18 protein-coding genes are annotated in these 21,775 nt (G+C 73.9%); 4 read left to right on the top strand and 14 right to left on the bottom strand.

Annotated elements, in window-relative coordinates:
* Positions 1-2 precede the first annotated feature (2 nt).
* The gene (locus AC3IX6_RS22250) at positions 3-1,205 is read right to left on the bottom strand and encodes an IS701 family transposase (RefSeq protein ID WP_489363938.1); all 1,203 of its coding nucleotides are present in this window, start codon (positions 1,203-1,205) and stop codon (positions 3-5) included.
* 173 nt (positions 1,206-1,378) lie between these two features.
* Here AC3IX6_RS22250 and AC3IX6_RS22245 point away from each other — a divergent pair, with 173 nt between their 5' ends.
* Positions 1,379-1,984: a TetR family transcriptional regulator gene (locus tag AC3IX6_RS22245; protein WP_489363937.1), complete on the top strand. Its 606-nt coding sequence runs from the start codon at positions 1,379-1,381 to the stop codon at positions 1,982-1,984.
* A gap of 5 nt (positions 1,985-1,989) precedes the next feature.
* Here AC3IX6_RS22245 and AC3IX6_RS22240 read toward each other — a convergent pair whose 3' ends face one another.
* The 12 genes from AC3IX6_RS22240 to AC3IX6_RS22185 form a co-directional block, all read right to left on the bottom strand.
* Positions 1,990-3,240 carry an MFS transporter gene (locus AC3IX6_RS22240; protein WP_489363935.1) on the bottom strand — a complete coding sequence of 417 codons (1,251 nt, stop codon included), beginning with the start codon at positions 3,238-3,240 and terminating at the stop codon, positions 1,990-1,992.
* A 176-nt stretch (positions 3,241-3,416) separates the two neighbouring features.
* Positions 3,417-4,544: a beta/alpha barrel domain-containing protein gene (locus AC3IX6_RS22235; RefSeq protein WP_489363933.1), complete on the bottom strand. Its 1,128-nt coding sequence runs from the start codon at positions 4,542-4,544 to the stop codon at positions 3,417-3,419.
* A 42-nt stretch (positions 4,545-4,586) separates the two neighbouring features.
* Positions 4,587-5,921 carry a dihydrolipoamide acetyltransferase family protein gene (locus AC3IX6_RS22230; protein ID WP_489363931.1) on the bottom strand — a complete coding sequence of 445 codons (1,335 nt, stop codon included), beginning with the start codon at positions 5,919-5,921 and terminating at the stop codon, positions 4,587-4,589.
* Positions 5,922-5,935: 14 nt separating this feature from the next.
* On the bottom strand, positions 5,936-6,937 hold the full coding sequence (locus tag AC3IX6_RS22225; RefSeq protein ID WP_489363929.1) for an alpha-ketoacid dehydrogenase subunit beta: 1,002 nt from the start codon (positions 6,935-6,937) through the stop codon (positions 5,936-5,938).
* 1 nt (position 6,938) lies between these two features.
* A complete protein-coding gene (gene pdhA, locus AC3IX6_RS22220; RefSeq protein ID WP_489363927.1) occupies positions 6,939-8,006 on the bottom strand; it encodes a pyruvate dehydrogenase (acetyl-transferring) E1 component subunit alpha in 1,068 nt (355 codons plus the stop codon).
* Positions 8,003-9,205, bottom strand: coding sequence for a serine hydrolase domain-containing protein (locus AC3IX6_RS22215; protein ID WP_489363925.1), 1,203 nt, complete (start codon positions 9,203-9,205; stop codon positions 8,003-8,005). Before AC3IX6_RS22215 ends, pdhA begins: the two co-directional genes overlap by 4 nt.
* 110 nt (positions 9,206-9,315) lie before the next feature.
* Complete coding sequence (locus AC3IX6_RS22210; RefSeq protein ID WP_489363923.1) at positions 9,316-10,005, bottom strand: HAD-IA family hydrolase; 690 nt, start codon at positions 10,003-10,005, stop codon at positions 9,316-9,318.
* Positions 9,990-10,883, bottom strand: coding sequence for a sugar phosphate isomerase/epimerase family protein (locus AC3IX6_RS22205; protein WP_489363921.1), 894 nt, complete (start codon positions 10,881-10,883; stop codon positions 9,990-9,992). Before AC3IX6_RS22205 ends, AC3IX6_RS22210 begins: the two co-directional genes overlap by 16 nt.
* On the bottom strand, positions 10,880-13,138 hold the full coding sequence (locus tag AC3IX6_RS22200) for an ROK family protein (protein WP_489363919.1): 2,259 nt from the start codon (positions 13,136-13,138) through the stop codon (positions 10,880-10,882). The genes AC3IX6_RS22205 and AC3IX6_RS22200 overlap by 4 nt, the downstream gene beginning before the upstream one ends.
* Positions 13,135-14,340 (bottom strand): sedoheptulose 7-phosphate cyclase, encoded by a 1,206-nt coding sequence (locus AC3IX6_RS22195; protein ID WP_489363917.1) that lies wholly within the window; start codon positions 14,338-14,340, stop codon positions 13,135-13,137. The genes AC3IX6_RS22200 and AC3IX6_RS22195 overlap by 4 nt, the downstream gene beginning before the upstream one ends.
* A 193-nt stretch (positions 14,341-14,533) precedes the next feature.
* Positions 14,534-15,484 (bottom strand): aldo/keto reductase, encoded by a 951-nt coding sequence (locus AC3IX6_RS22190; protein WP_489363915.1) that lies wholly within the window; start codon positions 15,482-15,484, stop codon positions 14,534-14,536.
* 152 nt (positions 15,485-15,636) lie between these two features.
* Positions 15,637-17,316, bottom strand: coding sequence for an FAD-binding oxidoreductase (locus AC3IX6_RS22185; RefSeq protein WP_489363913.1), 1,680 nt, complete (start codon positions 17,314-17,316; stop codon positions 15,637-15,639).
* A gap of 296 nt (positions 17,317-17,612) precedes the next feature.
* Here AC3IX6_RS22185 and AC3IX6_RS22180 point away from each other — a divergent pair, with 296 nt between their 5' ends.
* Genes AC3IX6_RS22180 through AC3IX6_RS22170 form a run of 3 tightly spaced genes read left to right on the top strand, consistent with a single transcriptional unit; the run spans position 17,613 to position 20,355 of the window.
* Complete coding sequence (locus AC3IX6_RS22180; protein ID WP_489363911.1) at positions 17,613-18,146, top strand: VOC family protein; 534 nt, start codon at positions 17,613-17,615, stop codon at positions 18,144-18,146.
* Positions 18,146-18,619 carry a nitroreductase/quinone reductase family protein gene (locus AC3IX6_RS22175; protein WP_489363909.1) on the top strand — a complete coding sequence of 158 codons (474 nt, stop codon included), beginning with the start codon at positions 18,146-18,148 and terminating at the stop codon, positions 18,617-18,619. Before AC3IX6_RS22180 ends, AC3IX6_RS22175 begins: the two co-directional genes overlap by 1 nt.
* 44 nt (positions 18,620-18,663) lie before the next feature.
* A complete protein-coding gene (locus AC3IX6_RS22170; RefSeq protein ID WP_489363907.1) occupies positions 18,664-20,355 on the top strand; it encodes an AMP-binding protein in 1,692 nt (563 codons plus the stop codon).
* Positions 20,356-20,420: 65 nt separating this feature from the next.
* On the opposite strand, the gene AC3IX6_RS22165 is transcribed toward AC3IX6_RS22170, so the two are convergent.
* Entirely contained in the window at positions 20,421-21,728 is a 1,308-nt protein-coding gene (locus AC3IX6_RS22165; protein WP_489363905.1) for an MFS transporter, read from the bottom strand.
* Positions 21,729-21,775: the final 47 nt, after the last annotated feature.

Here is a 21,775-nt window from a genome sequence, read left to right as displayed (position 1 = left end):
GGTCAGGCCGCTCGGGCGGCCCGGGTCGTGGTGCCGGCCAGGCGCTGGTAGGCGTAGGCCGCCGAGACCAGGGTCATGTGGCGGTGCCAGCCGGGGAACGAGCGGCCCTCGAAGTCCTGGATGCCGTGGTGTTCGCCCATGGCGGCGACCGTGTCGACGGCGCCCTGGAGCAGCTGCGTCAGTGCGAGCAGCTCCTCCATGCGGCGGTGGACGAGGTTGGTGAGCCAGATGCGTCCGGGCCTGCGGCGGGTGGGTTCCCATTCCGCGAAGAGCAGGCCCGCGGCGACCGTGCGGGTGCCGTCGGGCCGCAGGACGGGGGTCCTGACGGGGACCGACACCACCTGGGCGCGCCGCGGGCGGCCGTCCGGGCCGACCACGGTCGTGATGTGCGGATGCCGGACTCCACTGCGCAGCAGCTTCTGCCGGGCGCTCTCCACGGCCGGGCGGCCGCCCGCGGCCGGGCCCGCCGAGCGGAGCGGTGACGGGTCGGGCAGCAGCTGGAGGTCGTCGGCCACGGCGAGGACGAAGCCGTGGCCGCTGCCGTTCAGCCGCTCGACGACCGGGCGGGCGTCGGGGGTGGAGCCGACGTCGGCGACGACGGGTGCGGCCACGACCGAGGAATGCGCGGACAGCGCGTCCACGAGGCCCACCGTGTGGGCCCAGTGCGGCCGGAACGGGACCGAGTCGGGCACGCGCGCCCGCCGCCGGGCCTCCGGGTCCTTCGTCCACCGCTCCGGCAGGTGCAGCCGCCACCCGACGGGCAGGTGTTCACGGCCTCCGGACAGGAACAGGCCGACGCTGAGCTGGCAGTTGATGGTGCGGTCGAGTTCGGGGACGAACCGCCGGTGCACGCCGACCGAGTGGCTTCCCCGCTTGGGCAGCACCGCCGGGACGACGGTCCACGCCTGCGGGGTGAAGCGGCCGTCTATCCAGCGTGCGAGCTCCTGCCGGGTCGCGTTCCAGTCCCAGGGGCTGGTGTTCACGAACTGCTGGAGCGACTGCGAGGCGGTGGCGGACGTGGTGACCGTCTCCGCCATGCGGCGTACCGACTTCCGCCCCGGCGTCGCCAGCAGCCCCCGCAGGTAGACCTCGGCCCACTTCATCTGGTCCGTGCGCGGCAGCTGCGCGAACAACTCCTGACTGAACGCCGAGACCGACGCGCGGTCGCCCGCCGGTCCACGGCCGATCACTCCTGTCACGGCCATCGCCGATACCTCCTTCGTCCTCCATGCCGACTCCCGATAGCCAAAGCATAGAGAACGTTCTCTTTTATTTCTCGGTGTCGGTCCTACTTCCTGTAGTCGGTCCCCCGGCGGGCGCCCCGCGCCGCCAGGATGCTGCGGGGGGTGTCCCCGCATGCCCGCAGAGAAAGATCCAGATGATGCAGGAGCGCGCCACCCGCACACGCAGCGCATTGATCCAGGCTGCGGCCCTGGAGTTCGAGCACCGGGGGTACGAAGGGGCGTCGCTCTCGCGGATCAGCGAGACCGCCCTCACCTCGGTCGGCGGGCTGACCTTCCACTTCCGTACGAAGCGGGCCCTGGCCGACTCCGTCCGCTCGGCCTGCCGGGCGAGTACGGCACGGCACGTGACCGAGGCACTGACGAGCCAGGAGCCGCCGATGGTGGCCCTGGGAGCCCTCGTCACGGCGCTGATGCGGCGCCTGGAGACCAGCGTGGAGGCCCGCGCCGCGGCCCGGCTGCGGCGCGAGCGGCCCGGCTCCGGGACCACCGGCCGCCCCGAGGCCCACGCGTGGGCACCGGCCCTGCGGTCCCTGCTCGCCCGCGCCCACGCGACGGGGAGCCTGCGGGCCGGCGTGGCGCCCGGCGTGGCCGAGGCCCTGATCATCCGGCTGGTCGAGGGCACCGAGCTGTCCGCCCGCGACCTCCACGGCGGTGCGGACACCTGCCCGCACGCGCCGTCGGCCGAGCAGGTGTGGGGGCTGCTGCTGACCGCGATCGCCCGGCCGGGAGCCGGCGCCTGACCCCGTCAGCGCAGGACCAACTCGCCCTGGATCTCGGCGAGCGACCGGTTCTTCGTCTCCGGCACCTGCCGTACGACGAAGACGAGCCCGCCCGCCGCCACCGCGGCGAAGCACCAGAAGACCCAGGACACGCCCACGGCGTCGGCGACGGGCAGGAAGAGCTGTCCGACGAGGAAGTTGGCGGCCCAGTTGACCAGCGCGCACAGGGCGCCGCCGCGCGCCCGCGCCTCCGGCGGGAACAGCTCGGCGGCCAGGATCCAGAACACCGGCCCGAGGCCGATCGCGAAGCTGCCGACGTAGGTGATCATGCAGATCAGGGCGAGCACGTTGGTCACCGGGCCGGGCGGGACGCTCATCGCCGCGCCCAGGGTGACGAGCGATACGGCCATGCCCGCGAGCGAGAACAGCAGCAGGGGCCGGCGCCCGGCGCGGTCGATGAGCGGGACGGCGGCCACGGTCATGACGACGTTGACCACGCCGATGAAGACCGCGTACTGGATGGAGTGGGTGGCGGGCAGTCCGGCCCGGGCCATGATGCTCGGGGCGTAGTAGATGATGCTGTTGATCCCGCCGAACTGCTGAACGGCCGCCAGGGTGAGGCCGATCAGCAGCGCCCGGCGCACCGCGGGGTGGGCCGGGGCGGTCGTGCCGGCCGTCCGCCTCGGACGGGAACCGGACGGCTCCCCCGTAGCGGCGTCCGTGCGGCGGCGGAGCCACTCCGGGCTCTCCGGGATGAAGAGGGTGCCCAGCAGCATGGCCGCGGAGGGGATCAGGCCCACCGCGAACATCGCACGCCAGTCGGCGCTTCCGGCGAAGGCCAGGTTCACCAGGTACGACACCAGGATGCCCACGGTGAGCAGGACCTGATTGGCGGTCACCAGGCGTCCCCGCAGGCGGGGCGGGGCGATCTCGGCGAGGTACAGCGGGACGACGGTGGAGGCGCTGCCGACGGCCAGGCCGAGGATCGTCCGGGCCGCGACCATGCTCGCGAAGTCGCGGGCCAGGACGGCGGCGGCCAGCCCGAGGGTGAAGGTCGCCGCCACCGCGACGAGGACGCGCTTGCGCCCGAACCGGTCGGCGGGCCGCGCACTGCCCAGGGCTCCGACGGCCGCGCCGAACAGCAGCGCCGAGATGACGGTGCCCTCCTGGAAGGAGGTGAGGGCGAAGTCCTGCTTCAGGAAGAGCAGCGCCCCGGAGATGACCCCGGTGTCGAAGCCGAACAGCAGCCCGCCGAGGGCGACGACCGCGGTGGCCACGCCCAGCCGCCCCGGCGTCGGCGGGGCCTGCGGCGGCGGGGCCTGCGGCGGCTGTGACTGGTGAGGTACTCGCGGCTCGCGAGGAGGGTGTGACGCCTGTGGCTGCGGCCGCACCACCGGCGTCGGCGATCGGGGTGCGAGGGACGGGCCGAGGCTGCGCGCGTAGTCCTGGAGCCTCATGACACACCCCCGGCGACCAGGGCCCTGCTCCGCGGGCGCACGGCCAACGCGACCGGTTCCCCCTCCAGTTCCCGTACGACCTCCTCCGTACGGATGCCGAACCATCGCAGGCACGCCTCGAAGTGCACGGCCTGCGCGGCCAGCCCCCGGTCCGACCGGGCCGGCCGGGGCCGCAGGCCCGCCGCGGTGGCGAGCGACTCCGGCGGTACGGCCAACGCGGTGTCCGTGTCCGCGAGTTCGGCGGCGTAGTCGGTCTGGGCTCCGGCAGCGGGCGCGATGTCGCCGAGTTCCGTCCAGACCAGGCGCAGGGGTCGCGCCCCGGCGGCCGCGAGGGCCTCCCAGGCCGGTGAGGTGCGGGGATCGAAGATCCGGGCGCTCGCCCGCCGGGCCAGCCGGGCCGCGAGCAGGGCCGCGGTCCCCCGCAGCGCCTTCGCCTCCTCGCCGCCGGCCCGGTCCAGGAGCGCGTCGATCCGGATGTCGAGGGGCCGCAGCCCGAACGCCACCGTCGAGGCGAGGGCCGCCAGGTCACGGCCGTCCGTGCGGGCCCGGGTCAGTGCCGCCAGGTAGGCGGCCGCGGCCTGTTCGTACCGCCGGGCGGAGAAGCAGGTGGCCAGGTGGACGGGGAGGCCCCGGGCGAGCAGGACCTCCATGGCGGCGACGCCGGCGCCGTTCGCGGGCAGGGCGACGGCCTGGTTGGCGCGGTCCACCCGGTCGGCGAGGGACGCCGCCCCGCGGACCAGCGCGGCAGCGTCCGGCGCCGCCGCGGACGGCAGGACCGGGGAGGGCGGGACGGGGGACGGCGGGACGGGGGACGGCAGGACGGGGGACGGCAGGACGGGGGACGGCAGGACGGGGGACGGCAGGGGGGCGGACGGCGGCAAGGTGAGCACCACCGTTCCCCGGCGGCCGCCGGTCCGTTCGTGGAGGGGACGCAGCGCGTCGCACACCGACCGCGCCGTGGCCACGCCGGTGTCCGGCCCGAGTCCGGCGCCGGCGATCGCGCCCGCGGCGCCCAGGGACGAGAGCTCGCCCAGCCGGGTGCCTTCCGGCACGGTGTCCTGCAGGTCGAGCCAGAGCGCCACGGTTCCGGCGGCGGATCGCCCCCGTACGGTGCTCGTGTTCACGGTCCCTCCCAGGGGGTGTCGTGCGGATGGTGGGGAGCGCCCTCAGCCATGGGTGGCCAGACGCCGCGGGTCGTGCAGTACGGCGGCGACGTCCGCGAGGACCCGCGAGCCGAGCTCCCCGTCGACGAGCCGGTGGTCGAACGACAGGGCCAGCGTGGTGACCTGACGGGGCACGACCTCGCCCCGGTGGACCCACGGGCGGGGGCCGATCGCGCCGAGGGCGAGGATCGCGGCCTCGCCGGGGTTGAGGATCGGGGTTCCCGTGTCGATGCCGAAGACGCCGATGTTGGTCACGGTGAGGGTCCCGCCGCCGAGGTCGGCCGGAGTGGTCCGGCCCTCGCGGGCGGTGGTGACCAGGCCGTCCAGCACCGCCGCGAGCCGCGGCAGGGAGAGGGACTGCGCGTCCTTGACGTTGGGCACGAGCAGCCCGCGCGGTGTCGCCGCGGCGATGCCGAGGTTGACGCGGTGCTTGAGGACGATCTCCTGCCGCTCCTCGTCCCACGAGGCGTTGATCTCCGGATGGCGGCGGACGGCGAACAGCAGGGCCCGTACGGCGAGGAGCAGCGGGCTCACCCGGACGCCGGCGAACTCGGGATCCTTCTTCAGGCGCGCGACGAGCTTCATGGTGCGGGTGACGTCGACCGTGACGAACTCCGTCACGTGCGGGGCTCCGAAGGCGCTCTCGGTCATAGCCCGGGCCGTCGCCTTGCGGACGGCACCGGCGGGGATCCTCGTCTCGTACTCCGCCCCGTCGCCACGGCCGGCGTACGAGTCGGCCGCCCGCACCGGCACCGGTTCCGCGGCCGCCGTACGCACGTCCTCGCGGGTGATGTCCCCGTGCGGCCCGCTGGGGCGCACCCGGTGGAGGTCCACCCCCAGGTCCCGGGCGAGTTTGCGCACCGGCGGCTTCGCCACCGGCCGCTCGGGGCCCCGTACGCCGGGGGCGGGAGCGGAAGGAGCCGGGCGGCGGGGGCGGCGGGAGGTCGGGGCGGCGGCCGCCCCGTACCCGACGAGGACCGGCTGCCGGGCGGGCTCCGCCGGAGCCTGCGCCGCGGCAGGGGCCCGAGCAGGAGCAGGGGCCTGAGCAGGGGCCGGGGCCGATTCCGTGTCCCCGGTCGCTCCCCGCGGTGCGACGGTGATGATGACCTCGCCCACGTCGACCGTCGTCCCCTCCGGGAAGCGGAGTTCGCGCACCACCCCCGCGAACGGGACGGGCAGCTCGACCATGGCCTTGGCGGTCTCGATCTCGCAGACCACCTGGCCGTCCGTCACCGTGTCCCCCACGCCGACGTGCCAGCGGGCTATCTCCGCGTCCCGCAGCCCTTCGCCGACGTCGGGCAGGCGGAACTCCTGGTAGCGGACCATGGTGTCCGTCATCTTCAACAGCCCCTTCAGGCGGCGAGTGCTCGGTCGACCGCGTCCAGCACGCGGTCGAGTCCCGGGAGGTACTCGTCCTCCAGCCGGGACGGTGGATAGGGGGTGTGGTAGCCGCCGACCCGCAGGACGGGGGCTTCCAGCTGGTAGAAGCAGCGCTCCGTGATCCGGGCGGCGATCTCCGCGCCGGCGCCGAAGAAGACCGGTGCCTCGTGCGCCACGACCAGCCGGCCCGTCCGGCGGACCGAGCGGGTGACGGTGTCGAAGTCGATCGGGGAGATCGACCGGAGGTCGATCACTTCCAGCTCGTGGCCCTCCCCGGCCGCCACCGCCGCCGCGTTCAGGCAGGTCGCGACCATGGGCCCGTACGCCACCAGCGTGAGGTCCGTGCCCTCGCGCACGATGCGCGCGGTGGGGGGTCCGGGGCGGGCGGCGGGCCGGGTGTCGACCTCGCCCTTCTCGTAGTAGCGCCGTTTCGGTTCGAGGAAGATCACCGGGTCGTCGCTCCGTACGGCTTCCTGGAGCATCCAGTAGGCGTCGGAGGGCGTGGCCGGTGACATCACGCGCAACCCGGCGACGTGGGCGAACAGCGCCTCCGGCGACTCCGAGTGGTGTTCCACTGCGCCGATGCCGCCGCCGTACGGGATGCGGATCACGACCGGCAGCCGCACCCTGCCCCGCGAGCGGGCGTGCATCTTGGCGAGCTGGGTGACGATCTGGTCGTACGCGGGGAAGACGAACCCGTCGAACTGGATCTCCACGATCGGCCGGTAGCCGCTCAGGGCCAGCCCGATCGCGGTGCCGACGATGCCCGACTCGGCCAGCGGGGTGTCCATCACGCGGTGCTCGCCGAAGTCCTTCTGGAGCCCGTCGGTCACCCGGAACACCCCGCCGAGCCGGCCGATGTCCTCTCCCATGAGGAGGGTCTTGGGGTCCTCGACGAGGGCGGTGCGCAGGGAGGCGTTGAGCGCCGCCACCAGGGTCATCCGCTCGCCGGCCACCGTGGTGGTGGTCGTCATCTCATCCCTCCAGGGCGAAGGCCGCCCGGTAGACGTCGAACGCCGCGCGTTCCTCGTCCACCAGGGCGTGCGGTTCGGCGTAGACGTGATCGAAGAGGTTGCGGTCGTCGGGCGTGGTCATGGACCGGACTCCCTCGCGGACCAGGGCCGCCAGCGCCTCGCCGGCCGCCTCGGTCTCGGCGAAGAAGGCGTCGTCCGCGGCGCCCTCGGCGCGCAGCAGCCGTTCGAGCCGCAGCAGCGGGTCCTTCGCCCGCCAGCTCTCCACCTCGGCGGCGTCCCGGTAGCGGGACGGGTCGTCGGAGGTCGTGTGGGCGCCCATGCGGTACGTGAAGGCCTCGATCAGGGTCGGCCCCTCGCCGCGGCGGGCCCGCTCCAGGGCCCACCGGGTCACGGCGAGGCACGCGAGGACGTCGTTGCCGTCGACCCGGACACCGGGGAAACCGAAGCCCTCGGCGCGCTGGTGGAGCGGCACCCGGGTCTGCTTCTCGTTGGACTCCGAGATCGCCCACTGGTTGTTCTGGCAGAAGAACACCACCGGAGCGCCGTACACGGCCGCGAAGTTGAACGCCTCGGACACGTCTCCCTGCGCGGTGGCCCCGTCCCCGAAGTAGGCGACGACGGCGGACTCGGAGCCGTCCTTGGCCAGCCCCAGGGCGTACCCGGTCGCGTGCAGCGTCTGCGAGCCGATGACCAGGGTGTACAGGTGGAAGTGGTGCTCCTGCGGGTCCCAGTCGCCGTGGTCGACGCCGCGGAAGAGCCGCAGGAGCCCGAGCGGGTCCATGCCCCGGCCCAGGGCGACGGCGTGCTCGCGGTAGCTGGGGAAGGCGTGGTCGTCGGCCCGCAGGGCCCGTACGGAACCGACCTGCGCGGCCTCCTGCCCGAGCAGTGAGGGCCACAGGCCCAGCTCGCCCTGCCGCTGGAGGGTCACCCCCTCCGCGTCGAACCGACGGGCCAGCGCCATGTCCCGGTAGAGGGAGCGCAGTTCCTCCGGGGAGAGGTCGATCGCGTGCTCGGGGTGCGCCACCCGGGTGCCGTCGGGCGCGAGGAGGCGTATGCCGTCGCCGCTCACGCCCCGCTCCCGATGCCGAGACCGGCCATGGACTCCGCGACGGCCTTGACGAGCGAGGCGGCCCGCTTGTCGTCGGGGCCCAGCGCGATCAGCCGGTTCATCACGTACGAGACGCCCGCGCGGCCCCGCGGCCAGGCCTGGTTGGCCGATCCGCCGGCGCCGTCGTGGCCGAAGGAGTCGCCGTCCACGCCCGGGCGCGGGTTGGTCCGCAGCCGGTAGCCGCCCCCGCCGTAGACCATGGGTACGCCGATGAGCTGGTCGACCTTGCTGACGCGCGGGGCCCGTGCTTCGTCCAGCAGCCGCCGCGAGAGCAGGACCGGGGCCTCGTCGTACGGGCGGGCCGCGTCGGCGGCGAGGATGCCGTAGAGCGTGGCGAAGGCGCGGGCGGAGCCGATGACGTTGGCGGCGGGGATCAGGCCGAGACGGCGGTCCGGCCGGTTCCAGATCTCCTCGTCCTCGGGGAACGGGATCGGGTTCTGCCAGATCTTCTGGGTGAGCGGGTCCTCGCTGGTGAAGTAGCCGCTGAACTGGTCGCGGAAGCCGGTCCCGTACTCGGTGCGCGCCACCGTGTGCTCCAGCTCCGGCGGGATCCCGAAGGAGATGTCGAGACCGAGCGGACCGGCGATCTCCTCCGCGAAGAACCGGTCCAGCCGGCGGCCGTCGACGCGGCGGATCACCTCTGCGACGATCCAGCCGGTCGCGTACGGGCCGTACAGGATGCCCTCCGCGCGCGGGTCGCCCTCCTGGGGCTGGTCGGCCAGCAGCTTCGCCATCGCCTCGGGGTCCGCCAGATCGTCCTGGGCCAGCCGGGCCGCGACGGCCGGCATCCGCGCCGTGAAGGTCACCACCTCGCGCAGGGTCACCGCCTCCTTGCCCTGGGCGGCGAACTCGGGCCAGTAGTGGGCGATCGGCAGGTCCAGGTCGACGGCACCGCGGTCGACGAGCAGGAGCAGTGCGGTGGCGAGGATGCCCTTGCTGCCGGAGAAGATCAGCTGGCGGGTGTCGCCGCTCCACGGGGTACCGCGGGTGGGGTCGGCGGCGCCGCCCCAGAGGTCGACGACGAGTTCGCCGTCGAGGCTCACGGCGACGGCGGCTCCCTGTTCGTCCCGCTCGGCGAAGTTACGGGCGAACTCCTCGCGAACGGCTTCGAATCCGGGGGCCACGTGGCCGTGAATCAGCGTGTTCTGGTCGATGGGCATGACGAAGGCGCTCCGATCGGAGGGAGGGAAGGGAAGAGGAGGGGCGAGGCTGCGCGAGGCGGGGGCTGCGCGAGGCGGGGGCTGCGCGGGGCGGCCCGTACGGGCGCGGGTCAGGTCCGCGCGGGGACCCGTACGCGCACCGGTGCGGACGCGGGCAGCACCAGGCGCAGGCCGTCCTCGTCGGAGGCGGCGCAGGTGGCGCCGGTGAAATCGGCGATCCGGGGACGGCCCTCGGCGGCCTCGCCGCCGTGTGCGCCCACGACCACCGAGAAGCAGCCGGCGGCCGCGGCGGCCAGCAGGCCCAGCTCGGCGTCCTCGAAGACGACGGCGGCCGAGGGGCTGACGCCGAGCAGGGCGGCGGCGGCCGTGAACCCCTCCGGGGAGGGCTTGCCCTCCCGTACGTCGTCGGCGCTGACCAGGACCTCGGGCAGCGGAAGCCCGGCGGCCGCCATGCGCCGTACGGCCAGTTCCCGGCCCGCGGAGGTGACGAGCGCCCAGCGGTGCGGCGGCAGCGCCGCCAGCAGTTCGGCGGCTCCCGGCACGGCGACGGTGCCGCGGGTGTCGGCCACGTCCTGGGCGACGAGCCAGGCGGTCTCCGCCTCCACGTCGGTGCCCGGCGGGGCGTGCGCGGCGACGGTCTCCGCGGTGCGCTGGCCGTGCGCGGAGGCGAGGATCTCGGCCGCGTCGAGCCCGTGCCGCGCGGCGAAGCGGTGCCAGGTGCGTTCCACGGCGGCGGTGGAGTCCACGAGCGTGCCGTCCATGTCGAACAGCAGGGCGTGAGCGGTCAGTACGAGGGGCATGGCTGTGCCGCCTCCATTCTTCGTCGGTCCAGCCTGCGGGCGAACGCCCGGGCCCGTTCGAGGTCCGCGCGGAGCCGGGTCCCGTCCCCGTCGCGGTGGTCGTTCTCCAGCACGACCGCGTGCACGCCCGGCAGATGGCGTGCCACGGCGTCGACGGTCTCGTCGACGCGGCCGTCGCCATCGCCCAGGAGCGGGCTGAAGGCGGTGGCGGCACGGCCGTCCTTGAGGTGGATCTGGTCGGCGAGGAAGGGTGCCGTCGCCTCCACCAGATCGGGTACGTCGATGCCGGCGCCGACCGGGTTGTAGCTGTCCAGCAGCAGCCGGAAGGCCGGCGAGCCGACCTCCTCGACCAGCCGCAGGGCGTGGTGCGCGGGCAGCACGTTCTCGTTGGCCAGGAGGAGGCCGTGGGCCTGCGCCTGCGCCGCCGCCCAGCGCAGCACCTCGGCGGTGCGCATCAGGGCCGCCTCGCCGTCGATGGCGCTGCGCCGGAAGCTCGGCAGGAACACCAGCGGGACGCCGAGCTCCCACGCCACGTCCAGCAGCCGGTCGATGACCGACCGGACCCGTGCGGCGGCCAGGGTGCCCGCCCCGGCGGTGAGGCCGATGTCGTTGAGCACGTTGGCCGCCACGCCGAGCGGGGTCACACCGGCTGAGGCGGCGGTGCGGCGCAGCCGCCCGACCGCTCCCCCGGCCGTTCCCGGCTTGTCCAGCCAGGGGCCGCGTCCGGGCCCTCCGAGGTCGAACTGGATCCCGTCGACCCGGTGTTGGAAGGCCAGGTCCACGGCCGCCTCGCCGCGTACGGGAAGCCGCCAGTCGACGAGGCCGGTCAGCGGGAGGCGCGGCGTACGGCTGGGCAGGGGCCTCGGCGCGTGGCTCATGACGGTCCCTCCGTCCGCACGGCGAGCTTCACCAGCCGCCGTCCGTCGACGATCCGGCCCTCGTCGCGGGCGAGCGCGGTCAGGATCGCGGCCGCGCCGGCGAGGTCCGTCTCGTGCGTCACCAGGTCCCGGTAGCGCTCCGGGTCCCGGCACAGTTCGGCCGCCGCGTACTCCAGGTGCTCGTTGGCCACGCCGCGGTGGCCCAGGACCGACACCGTGCGGCCGTCGGCCGTGCTGAGCCGTGCGACGACGGGCGGTTCGGGCGTGCCGCCGCAGTTGGCGGCCCGCACCTCGGCCAGGTCGATGCCCGGGAACCACGCGCTGAAGGCGGGTCGGCGGAGCCCGCCGACGAGGTCGACGGCGACCTCGGCGCCCTGCGTCGCGCCCAGGGCCAGGTCGAGGCTCGGCAGGGTCGCCGGGGCCGGTGTGGCGATCAGGACGGCCACCCGTCCCCGGTCGAGCGTCCCGGCGGGGATCCCCGCCGCCAGGCCGTCGCGCAGGACGCGGTGGTCGGCCCGGTGCGGCGCCCGCCCGCTCCAGTCCAGGCCGGCCGGCGTGTGGTGCACGTGGACGGTCCGTACGGGGCGGCCGAGCCAGCGCCGGGCGGCGCGTACGGCGAGGTGGCCGACGGTGCCGTCGCCGATCACGAGCAGGGTGTCGGGCTCGTGCCGGGCGAGGGCGAGCAGGGCGTACCGTACGACCGCCAAGGGTTCGATCAGTGCGGGCAGGTTCCCCTCGGGCACCTCCTCCAGCGGGAGGACGAGGCCGCCGCTGACGGCGCTCTCCGGTACCAGCATGCGGGCCTGGAGCATCCCGTCGACGTTGTGCCCGAGCAGGAACGACGGGTCGGACGGGTGCGTGGGGTTGACCACGACACGGGCGCCCGGCACCAGCCGCGGGTCGGCCACGCCCGGTCCCGCCTCGACGATCCGGGCCACGCCTTCGTGGCCCAGGACCGGGGCGCCGTCCTCACGCAGGCCCCGCAGGATCTGCAGGTCGGTGCCGCACACACCGGCGACGAGGGGCGCGACACTGAGCTCCCCGGGGCCGGGCGCGGGGGTGGGCCGCTGACGCAGCTGCGTCGCCTCCCCCTCCCGTACGACCGCGGCGTGCGTGGCGGCCGTGGCGGGCGCGGTGGCCGTGGCGGGCGCGGTGGCCGTGGCGGGCGCCGCAGCCGTGGAGGGCGCCGCAGCCGTGGAGGGCTCGCCGCTTCCGGCGGGCCGCTCCCCCTCCAGGGCCGCGATGCCCGCCCCGATGAGGCCGTTGGCCTCGCCGGGAGCGCACACGGTGATGCGGTCCGTCGCCCAGTCCGGTGCGCGTTCCCCGGTCAGGTACAGCCCCTCGCGGCGGAGATGGCCGAGGACCGACGCCTTGTAGTGCGCGCCGAGTCCGCTGGCCACACCGCCGGTGAGGGCGAGTTCGTCCAGCTCCGGATCGAGGCAGAGCGCACTGCGCAGCACGTCGGCGACGGGCGCCGTGGACGCGTCGAGCAGTTCGGAGGCGAGCGCGTCGCCCGCGCCCAGGGCCGCCCGGAGCGCCGGTTCGAAGGCGGCGCCCTGCGCCATCGCGCGCCCCAGGTGCGAACGCTCCCAGCGGCCGGGTGCGCGTTCCCGCAGGACGTCGGCCATCCGGCGCAGGCCCGGACCGGAGGCGTACGAGGACACGTGCCCTGGCCGGCCGCAGTCGCAGAGCAGCTCGACGGGTTCGCCGGCCAGCACGGCCGAGGCGGGCAGGTGGCCGACCTCGCCCTGCAGCCCGCAGCCGTCGGTGGCGATGGTGCCGCTGCGCAGGTCCACGGTGCGGCAGGCAATGCCGGAGCTGACGGTCATCAACAGCACCTTGCGGTGGGCCCGGCGGTGCGGTGCGGAGACGAAGTGCAGCAGCGCGGCGGTGACGTCGTTGACGATGTGCCACCGGACGTCGGGGCGCCGGGCGTTGAGCTCGCCCCGCAGGTCCAGCGGCGTGGTCTCGTCGCCGAACAGCGGTGCGGAGCCGTAGACGGTGCCGCTGCGGTGGTCGAGGGCGGCGCCGAAGGAGACACCGGCCACGGAGCCGCCGGGCGTGCGGGGAACGGCCGCGCAGAGGGTGGCGAGGAGGCGTTCCCTCAGCTCGGCCACGGGGGTGCCGGGATGCCGCAGGCGGCTCGGCGACGGCTGGTCCAGGGTGTCGCCGAGTCCGTCGCCGGGCGACCAGGCGGCGCTGCGCACATGGGTGCCGCCCACGTCGAGGACGGTGATCGGGCCCGGCGCGCTCACCTGGCCGTACCGTCCGCGTAGGCCCGTACGAACTCCAGGGCGCGGGCCAGCTCGTCGGCCGTGATGTCGTTGACGAAGACGCAGGAGCCGATGCCGTTGGTCAGCGGCAGACGCTGCGCGCCGTCGCGGTGCTTGACCGCGTCGGCGAGGCCGACCTCCAGCAGTTCGGCGGTGAACACCGGGTGGGTCAGCGGGAGTCCGCAGCCGGCGATGAGGGCCAGCGCGCGGTGGGCGTCGCCCTCGGACAGGTGGCGGCGTCCGACGGCCAGCGCCAGGCAGACGGCCATGTCGACGCCGACGGCCTCGCCGTGCAGCAGCGGCGGGTCGGCCCGCAGCTCCAGGGAGGGGCTGAAGGTGTGTCCGTAGTCGACCGAGCGCTCCAGGACGCCTTCCCAGAGGTTCGGCTCCAGTTCGTCCAGCATGCCAGCGATCGCCCGGGAGACGACCTCGCTCATCGCCGCCCCGCAGTCGGCGAGCGAGTCGCTGGTGATCCGGGTGACGTTCTCCTCCAGCAGCTCGAAGAGCGCGCCGTCCTTGATGAGCGCCATCTTGATGATCTCGGCGAGCCCGTTGGCGATGTGCCGGGGCTCGACCGTCCGCAGGAACTCCGGGTCGATGAGGGTGACTTCGGGGGCGAAGTAGGTGCCCAGGCGGTTCTTGTGGGTGCCGTGGTTGACCCCGGTCTTCACGCCGACGCCCGCGTCGACCTGTCCGACGAGGGTGGTGGGGACGCGCACGTAGGGGGCGCCCCGGCGGTAGAGGCTCGCGGCCATGCCGACGACGTCCATCAGGACACCGCCGCCGACGACGACCACGCGCTCGGTGCGGCGCAGGATGCCCATCTCGGTCATGGCCCGGGTCACCTCGACGACCTGCTCGAGGTTCTTGGTCTCCTCGTCGCCGGGCATGACCTTCCAGAACGCGTCGACCTGCCAGGCGTCGAAGTAGCCGCGCAGGCCCGGGCCGTAGAGCTCATCGACGGCCTGGTCCACGACGACGAGCGCGCGGACGGGGGTACGGCCGTCGGCGCCGACGGAGCGGGCGAGGACGGGGTTGGCGGGGTTGAGGAGCCCCCGGGTCAGGGAGACCTCGTAGCCCACCGGCATCTGGGACTGGACGAACCACGTCAGGCCCGGCGGGCGGGGGATGTCGAAGGCGGAGGTGAGGCTGCTGCTCGGACGGGCCGTGGTGATCTCGGACATCGTGGGAAGTACTCCGTCTGAAGGTCGGGGCGGGGAGGCGGGAGGGGCCGGGCCGGGGTCCGGGCCGGAAGAAGGGGCCGGCGGAAGGACCGCGGGGAGGGGAGCCCCGCCCCCGCCGGTCCGGGGATCTTCCGGGACCGGCGGGGGCGGAACGGTTCCGGCGGGGGTCACCCGGCCGGACGAGGGGGCGTGATCACGCCTCGGGGGCGCCCATGGGTGCGGGCAGGGCGTCCAGTTCGGCGACGTCCTGGTCGGTGAGGTCCAGCGCGGCGGCGCCGGCGTTCTGGACGAGGTAGCGCTCGGTCTTGGTGCCGGGGATCGGGACGACGTGCTCGCCCTTGGTCAGCAGCCAGGCCAGCGCCACCTGCGCCGGGGCGGCCTCGTGCCGGTCGGCCACGGCGCGCACCGCGTCGACGATCGCCTTGTTGTGCGCGAACGCCTCTTCGGTGAAGCGCGGCTGGGTGCTGCGCCAGTCGTCCTTGGGCAGGTCGGCCGGGTTCTGGAAGGCACCGGTGAGCAGACCGCGGCCCAGCGGCGAGAACGGCAGGAAGGCGATGCCGTGCTCCACGGTGTACGGGAGGACGTCGGCGAAGGCGTCCCGGGTGAACAGCGAGGCCTCGGACTCGACGGCGGCCACCGCGTGCACGCCCTGCGCGGCACGCACCTGCTCCAGGCTCACCGCGGAGAGACCGAGCGAGCGGATCTTGCCCTGGCGCACGAGCTCGGCGAGGGCGCCCCAGCTCTCCTCCAGCGGGACCTGCGGGTCCACGCGGTGCAGGAAGTAGAGGTCGATGTGGTCGGTGCCCAGGCGGCCCAGGCTGGCCTCGACGGCCGCGGTCAGGTGCTCGGGACGGCCGTTGAGGCCGATGCCGTTCTCGTCGACGACGAGGCCGCCCTTGGTGGACAGCACCACCTCGTCGCGGCGGCCCTTGATGGCCCGCCCGACGAGGTCCTCGTTGGTGAACGGGCCGTAGACGTCGGCCGTGTCGATCAGGTTGACGCCGAGGTCGAGGGCGCGGTGGATCACCGCGACGGAGGCGTCGTCGTCCCAGCCGTGCGGGTCGTAGCCGAAGGACATGCCCATGGTGCCGAGACCGACACGGCCTACTACGGGACCGCCGTTGCCGAGGGTGGTGGTTCGCATGAGGGTTCTCTCTCCTTGAACGAGCTGAAGGGGGGATGGAAGGGAGGGGAAGAGGGGGAAGGGGGAGGGAAGGGGGCAGGGGGTGCCGGCCGGGCTCGTACGTGTGGGGGGCGGCGGCCCGACCGGCAGGTCTGTGGGGGTCCGGCCTCGGGTCAGAGCCGGACCGACTGGCGGTGCTGGAAGACGTTCCTCGGGTCCCAGGCGCGCTTGATCTGCTGGAGCCGGGCGTAGTTGCCCTTCCAGTACAGGTCGTGCCAGGGCACGGCTGAGGTGTTGAAGGCCGGGTCCGAGAGGTCGCCGTCGGGGTAGTTGACGTAGCAGCCGTCGGTGACCTCGTTGGGGACCGGGACGCCGCCGGTGTCGGCGTAGACCTCGCTGAAGGCGTTGCGCACCCAGGCGATGTTCTTGGCGTCGTCCTTGGTGTCGTACCAGAGGCTCTCGAAGTTGGTCTTCATGATCGCGTCGCGCTGGGCGACCGCCGTGGCGGTCGGCGAGACGGACGCGATCCGGCCGCCCGAAGCGGAGAGCACGATCCCGGCGAAGGCGCTGGGTGCCGTGGTGCTCGTGAGGTTGCGGTACATGGCGTCGATCTGCCGCTGGGGGGTCGCCGTGCGCAGGTGGGACGACTTGTGGATGCCGCGGGAGGTCGGGTCCAGCTGGGTGGGGGAGATGGAGCCGATGTAGCGCGTGCCCCGCAGCCACGGGTGCAGCCGGGTCGTGGTGTACGCGGAGTCGAGCACGCCGGACGAGCGCCGGGTCGCCGAGCTCAGGCCCAGCGCCAGGTCCATGCCGGCCAGGAAGTCGGAGAGTACGGCCGCGGCGTCGGGGAGCGAGGCGTCCAACTGGACGACGGCGCCCAGCGAACCGCTGTCTCGGTGGTTGAGGAGCAGCCAGGAGTAGAGCGAACCGGCCGTGGTGCCCGCCGTGTTGTTCCGCTGCAGCCACTTGCCCCAGTAGGTGACCAGGCGGCTGAAGCCGTCCTGCGTGACCTTCTCCCAGGGCCAGTTGGCCAGGGTCAGGTAGATCTCCGACGGGGCCTTGGGCAGCAGCGACTCGGGGCCCCCGGTGGCGCCCGGGGTGCGGAACCAGAACCGGGTGACGATGCCGAAGCTGCCGCCGCCACCTCCCGTGTGCGCCCAGAACAGGTCGCGCAGGCGGGCGTCGGAGGAGTCCCGTGCGGCGATCACGCTGCGGACCGAACCGTCCGCGTTGACCACCACGACCTCCACGGCGTGCAGGTGGTCGACGGTCAGGCCGTACTGGCGGGAGAGGTTGCCGAAGCCGCCGCCGGTGATGTGGCCGCCGACGCCGACGCTGTGACAGATGCCGCCGGGTATGGTCACGCCCCAGCCCTCGTAGAGGGCTTCGTACACGTCGAGCAGGGTGGCGCCGCCGCCGACGCAGAAGGCGTTCATCGCCGTGTCGAAGGTGACCTGGTTCATCAGCGACAACCTGATGTTGATCTTGATGTCGGCGTTGAAGACGAAGTCTTCGAAGCAGTGCCCGCCGCTGACCACCGACAGCCGCTTGGAAGTGGAAACGGCCTCGCGCACCGCCGCGACGACCTCGGCCGTCGTCCTCGGCAGCACGATCTTGTCCGGGCGGGCCTGCCAGCGCTGGTTCATGCCCGAGGTGAGATCGGGGTACCGGGAGTCGGCCGGGAGCACCGTGACACCGGCAGCCGCCTGGGCGCCGGCCTCGCCCGCCGCCCCGGCGAGCCGGGCACCCGCGGCCCGCGCGGCGGGGGCCTGCACCAGTCCGCCGGCGGCGGCGGCCAGAGCCATTCCCGATCCCGCACCCACGAACCGGCGGCGCTTTATTTCATTCGTCATCTTCGTCGTTTCCTGGTCTTCGAGTTCATTGGAAGGAAGTCCAGCCCATGAATGCAGAAGCGGGGGCGCATCGAAGGCGGTTCTGATCGGCTGAGTTCGCCGCGATGAATGCATCTCAGCAGGAAGGAACGGCCCGCCGCCAACCCCCGAAGTCAACTTCGGCAGGTCGGCGCACTTTGGGAACTACGCCTTGATCGGCAGGCCGCGGGGCCGCATCGTCGGGCCTGCCCGGGCCTCCGCCCGGACAGCGGCACGGGGCTCCGCCGAAGGCGGGACCCCCGGCGGACGGAGTGACGTTGAGCAAGATCCCCGGAGCGCGCGCGGTGCACCACATCGCCTACACCGTGCCCGACCTCGACCAGGCCGTGGAGTTCTTCACCGAGGTCATCGGCGCCGAACTGGCCTACCGCCTCGGCCCGGTGGAGGACCCCGAGGGCACGTGGATGACCGAGAAGCTCGCCGTACACCCCCGCGCCTCGGCGAACATCGCCATGCTGCGCCTCGGCCCGGTGACCAACCTCGAACTCTTCGAGTACACCTCGCCCGACCAGGACCGCACCCGGCCGCGCAACAGCGACTGGGGCGGGCACCACTTCGCGATCTACGTGGACGACGTCGACAAGGCCACCGCGTACCTGCGCGAGCAGCCCGGCGTGACCATCCTCGGCGAGCCGGAAACCATCGTGGACGGCCCCATCGCCGGAGACCGCTGGGTGTACTTCACGACTCCGTGGGGCCTTTCCATGGAACTCATCAACATGCCCGCCGGAATGCCCTTCGAGCAGACCACGAACACCCGCCTCTTCCTCCCCGAAGGTGAATGGAACTGATGCAGGACACGAACGGCACGGTCGACGAGACCGTCAACAGCAATTCATTCAACCGGGGCGTCATCGAGGAATTCCGGGCCAACGGCGGCCGGGTGAAGGACTTCGGTTCCGTCCCGCTCCTGCTGCTCAGCACCACGGGACGGGTCAGCGGGCTGACCCGCACCACTCCCCTCGTCCACCTGGCCCGGGACGGACGCCACATCGTCTTCGCCGCGAACGGCGGCGCCCGCGTGGCGCCGGGCTGGTACCGCAATCTCATGGCGGCCGGCGAGGGCGTCGTGGAGGTCGGCCCGCACCGCTTCGCCGTACGGCCCGAACCGGTACCGGAGTCGGAGCACGAGGAGCTGTGGCGGCTGCAGACGGCCCAGGACCCGAACTTCGCGACGTTCCGGTCCAAGACCGACCGGACCATCGCCGTCGTCGCACTGGTCCCCGTCGGCGACACCGGCACCGGCACCGGCGGAGCCGGCTGACCCGGTCCGGCCCGGAGCACGCGCCGACCACGAAGGAGCAACGCATGACCACGACCGACCCCACCGAGGAGTTCCGCGCCGCCCGGGACTTCCTGCTCGCCCACCGGGAGGACTACGACACGGCGTACGCGGGCTTCCGCTGGCCCCGTCCGGAGCGGTTCAACTGGGCCCTGGACTGGTTCGACGCGATCGCCCGCGGCAACGACCGGACCGCGCTGCGCATCGCCGAGGAGGACGGCTCCCACGCCGAGCACTCCTTCGCGGAACTCGCCCACCGCTCGGACCAGGTCGCCAACTGGCTGCGCGCTCGGGGCGTCCGCGCCGGGGACCGCGTCCTGGTCATGCTCGGCAACCAGAAGGAGCTGTGGGAGACGGCGCTGGCCGCGATGAAGCTGCGCGCCGTGGTCGTGCCGACGACGACGCTGCTGAACGCGGCGGAGCTGGCGGACCGCATCGACCGCGGCGCGGTCCGCCACGTCATCGCCCGGGCGCAGGACCACGCCCGGTTCGACGCGCTACCCGGCGGCCCCACCCGCATCGCGGTCGGCCGGCCGGCCGGGACCGTGCTCCCGGGCTGGCTGGACTACGAGGACTCGCTGACGGCGTCCGCGCACTACGCGCCCGACGGCCCGACCCTCGCCGGCGACCCGCTCCTGCTCTACTTCACCTCCGGCACGACCTCCCGGCCGAAGCTGGTCCGGCACACGCACGCCTCGTACCCGGTGGGGCACCTGTCCACCATGTACTGGATCGGGCTCCGCCCCGGCGACGTCCACCTGAACATCTCCTCGCCCGGCTGGGCCAAGCACGCCTGGTCCAGCCTGTTCGCCCCGTGGAACGCGGAGGCCACCGTCTTCGTACAGAACTACACGCGCTTCGACGCGGGCCGGCTGATGGCGGAGATGGACCGCGCGGGCGTGACCACCTTCTGCGCGCCGCCCACCGTGTGGCGCATGCTCATCCAGGCCGACCTGGGCCTGCTGCGCACACCGCCGCGGGAGGCGGTGGCGGCCGGCGAGCCCCTCAACCCCGAGGTCATCGACGCGGTACGGCGCTCCTGGGGAGTGACCGTCCGGGACGGCTTCGGCCAGACCGAGACGACCGTACAGATCGCCAACACCCCCGGTACGGAGGTCGCTCCCGGCTCGATGGGACGGCCGAGCCCCGGCTTCGCCATCGCCCTGCTCGACCCCGCCACGGGCCGCCCGGCCGACGAGGGCGAGATCGCCGTGGACCTCTCCGCCGCACCCGTCGGGGTGATGGCGGGCTACGAGGGCGACCCGGAGCGCACCGCCGAGGCCATGGCGGACGGCTACTACCGCACGGGTGACCTCGCGGTGCGCGGCCCCGACGGACGGCTCACCTACATCGGCCGCGGGGACGACGTGTTCAAGTCGTCCGACTACAAGATCTCCCCGTTCGAGCTGGAGAGCGCCCTGCTGTCGCACGAGGCCGTGGCGGAGGCCGGCGTGGTGCCCGCGCCGGACGCCCTGCGGCTGTCGGTGCCCAAGGCGTACGTGGTGCTGGCGGAGGGCTGGGAGCCGACCGGGGACACGGCGAAGCTGCTCTTCGCCCACTCCCGGACGGAGCTTCCCCCGTACAAGAGGGTGCGGCGCATCGAGTTCGCCGAGCTGCCCAAGACGATCTCGGGGAAGATCCGGCGGGTGGAGCTGCGCGCGGCGGCGGAGCGCGGCGACGGGGCCGCCGCCGAGTACCGCGAGGAGGACTGCGTCTGACGCCCGCCGCGAGCGGGTGCGCGGGTCGGGCCCATGCCGTGCGGCATGGGCCCGAGCCGTATCCCCTACGGGGCGGGCGGTACGGGGTCCCCCGCGGCGTCCCCCGCGGAACGGCGTGGGGACAGGCAGATCCAGGTCAGGGGCAGCGTCGCCACGCAGATCGCCGCCGCGGCGAGCGGTAGGACGGCGTACCCGTACGCTCCCGTGATGCCGCTCGCGACGGCCGCTCCGACCGCGATGCCGGCATTGCCCGCCGAGGCGCCGAGCGTGGCCGCGAGGTCGCCGCCGGGCCCGGCGCGGCGGATCGTACGGAGTTGGAGGGCGGGGGCGAGGCCGAAGCCGGCGAGGCCCCAGAACGCGACGCACACGGCCACGGCCACGGGCCGCTCGCCGAGCAGGAAGAGCGTCGTGAGCACCAGCGCGAGCACCCCGGTCGCCGCGATCACGGTGGCGCCGGGGGCCCGGTCGGCGAGGCGGCCCCCGAGCACGGTCCCGGCGGTCCCGGCGGCTCCGAACACCAGCAGGTACAGGCCGACCGCGCCGCCCTCGACCCCGACGACGTCCTGGAGGTAGCCGCTCAGCTGGGTGAAGGCGGTGAACTGGCCGCAGAAGACCAGCACGGCGATCGCCAGCAGCGCCATCACCGGTGCCTTCGCGACGTGCCGGAACTGTGCGCGCAAGGCCTGCTGTCCGCCACCGGCGGACTCGGGCACCGCCACCCGGGTCAGCAGCAGGGCCGCGCACGCGAGCACGGCGATGCCGGCGAAGGCGTACTGCCACGGCAGGACCCGGCCGGCGAAGGTGGCCAGCGGCACGCCCAGGAGATTGGCGGCGGCTATCCCGCCGAACACCACGGCGACGGCCCGGCCCCTGCGCTCGGCCGGCACCAGTCCGGCGGCCGCGGCGGAGGCGGCGCCGACGAACAGTCCGTGGACGGCGCCCGCGAAGACGCGTACCCCCAGGACGACGGCGAAGTCCGCCCAGAGGGCCGCGACGGCGTTGGCCAGGGCATAGCCGCCGAGCGCGCCGACCAGCACGAGCCTGCGGGGCAGCCGGAGCGTCATCGCGGTCAGGAGCGGCCCGCCCAGGCACACCCCGACCGCGTACGCGGTGACCAGCAGGCCGGCCGTGGCGGCGCTGACGTGCAGGCTCTCGGCCATCCGGTCGAGGACGCCGATCACGGCGAACTCGGCGGTCCCCACGACGAACGCGCTCAGTCCGAGGACGGCGAGGGCGCGCGACGCACGCCGGACCGGTGGGCCCGGCGACGGCAGCGCGGCCGTCGGTCCGGGTCCGGGTCCGGGTCTGACTTCTTCTACGGGCCCTGCTTCGGGCCCTGCTTCGGGTCCTGCTCCGGTTGCGGTTCCGTGCATCGTGGATCCTCCGTGCTCCCGCGCCGACCGTCCGTCACGGCGTCTCT

The sequence above is a fragment of the Streptomyces sp. GL_141 genome (assembly GCF_057834385.1).
The sequence above is the reverse complement of the archived record's forward strand: the minus strand, read 5'-3'. Positions and strand labels throughout refer to the sequence as shown.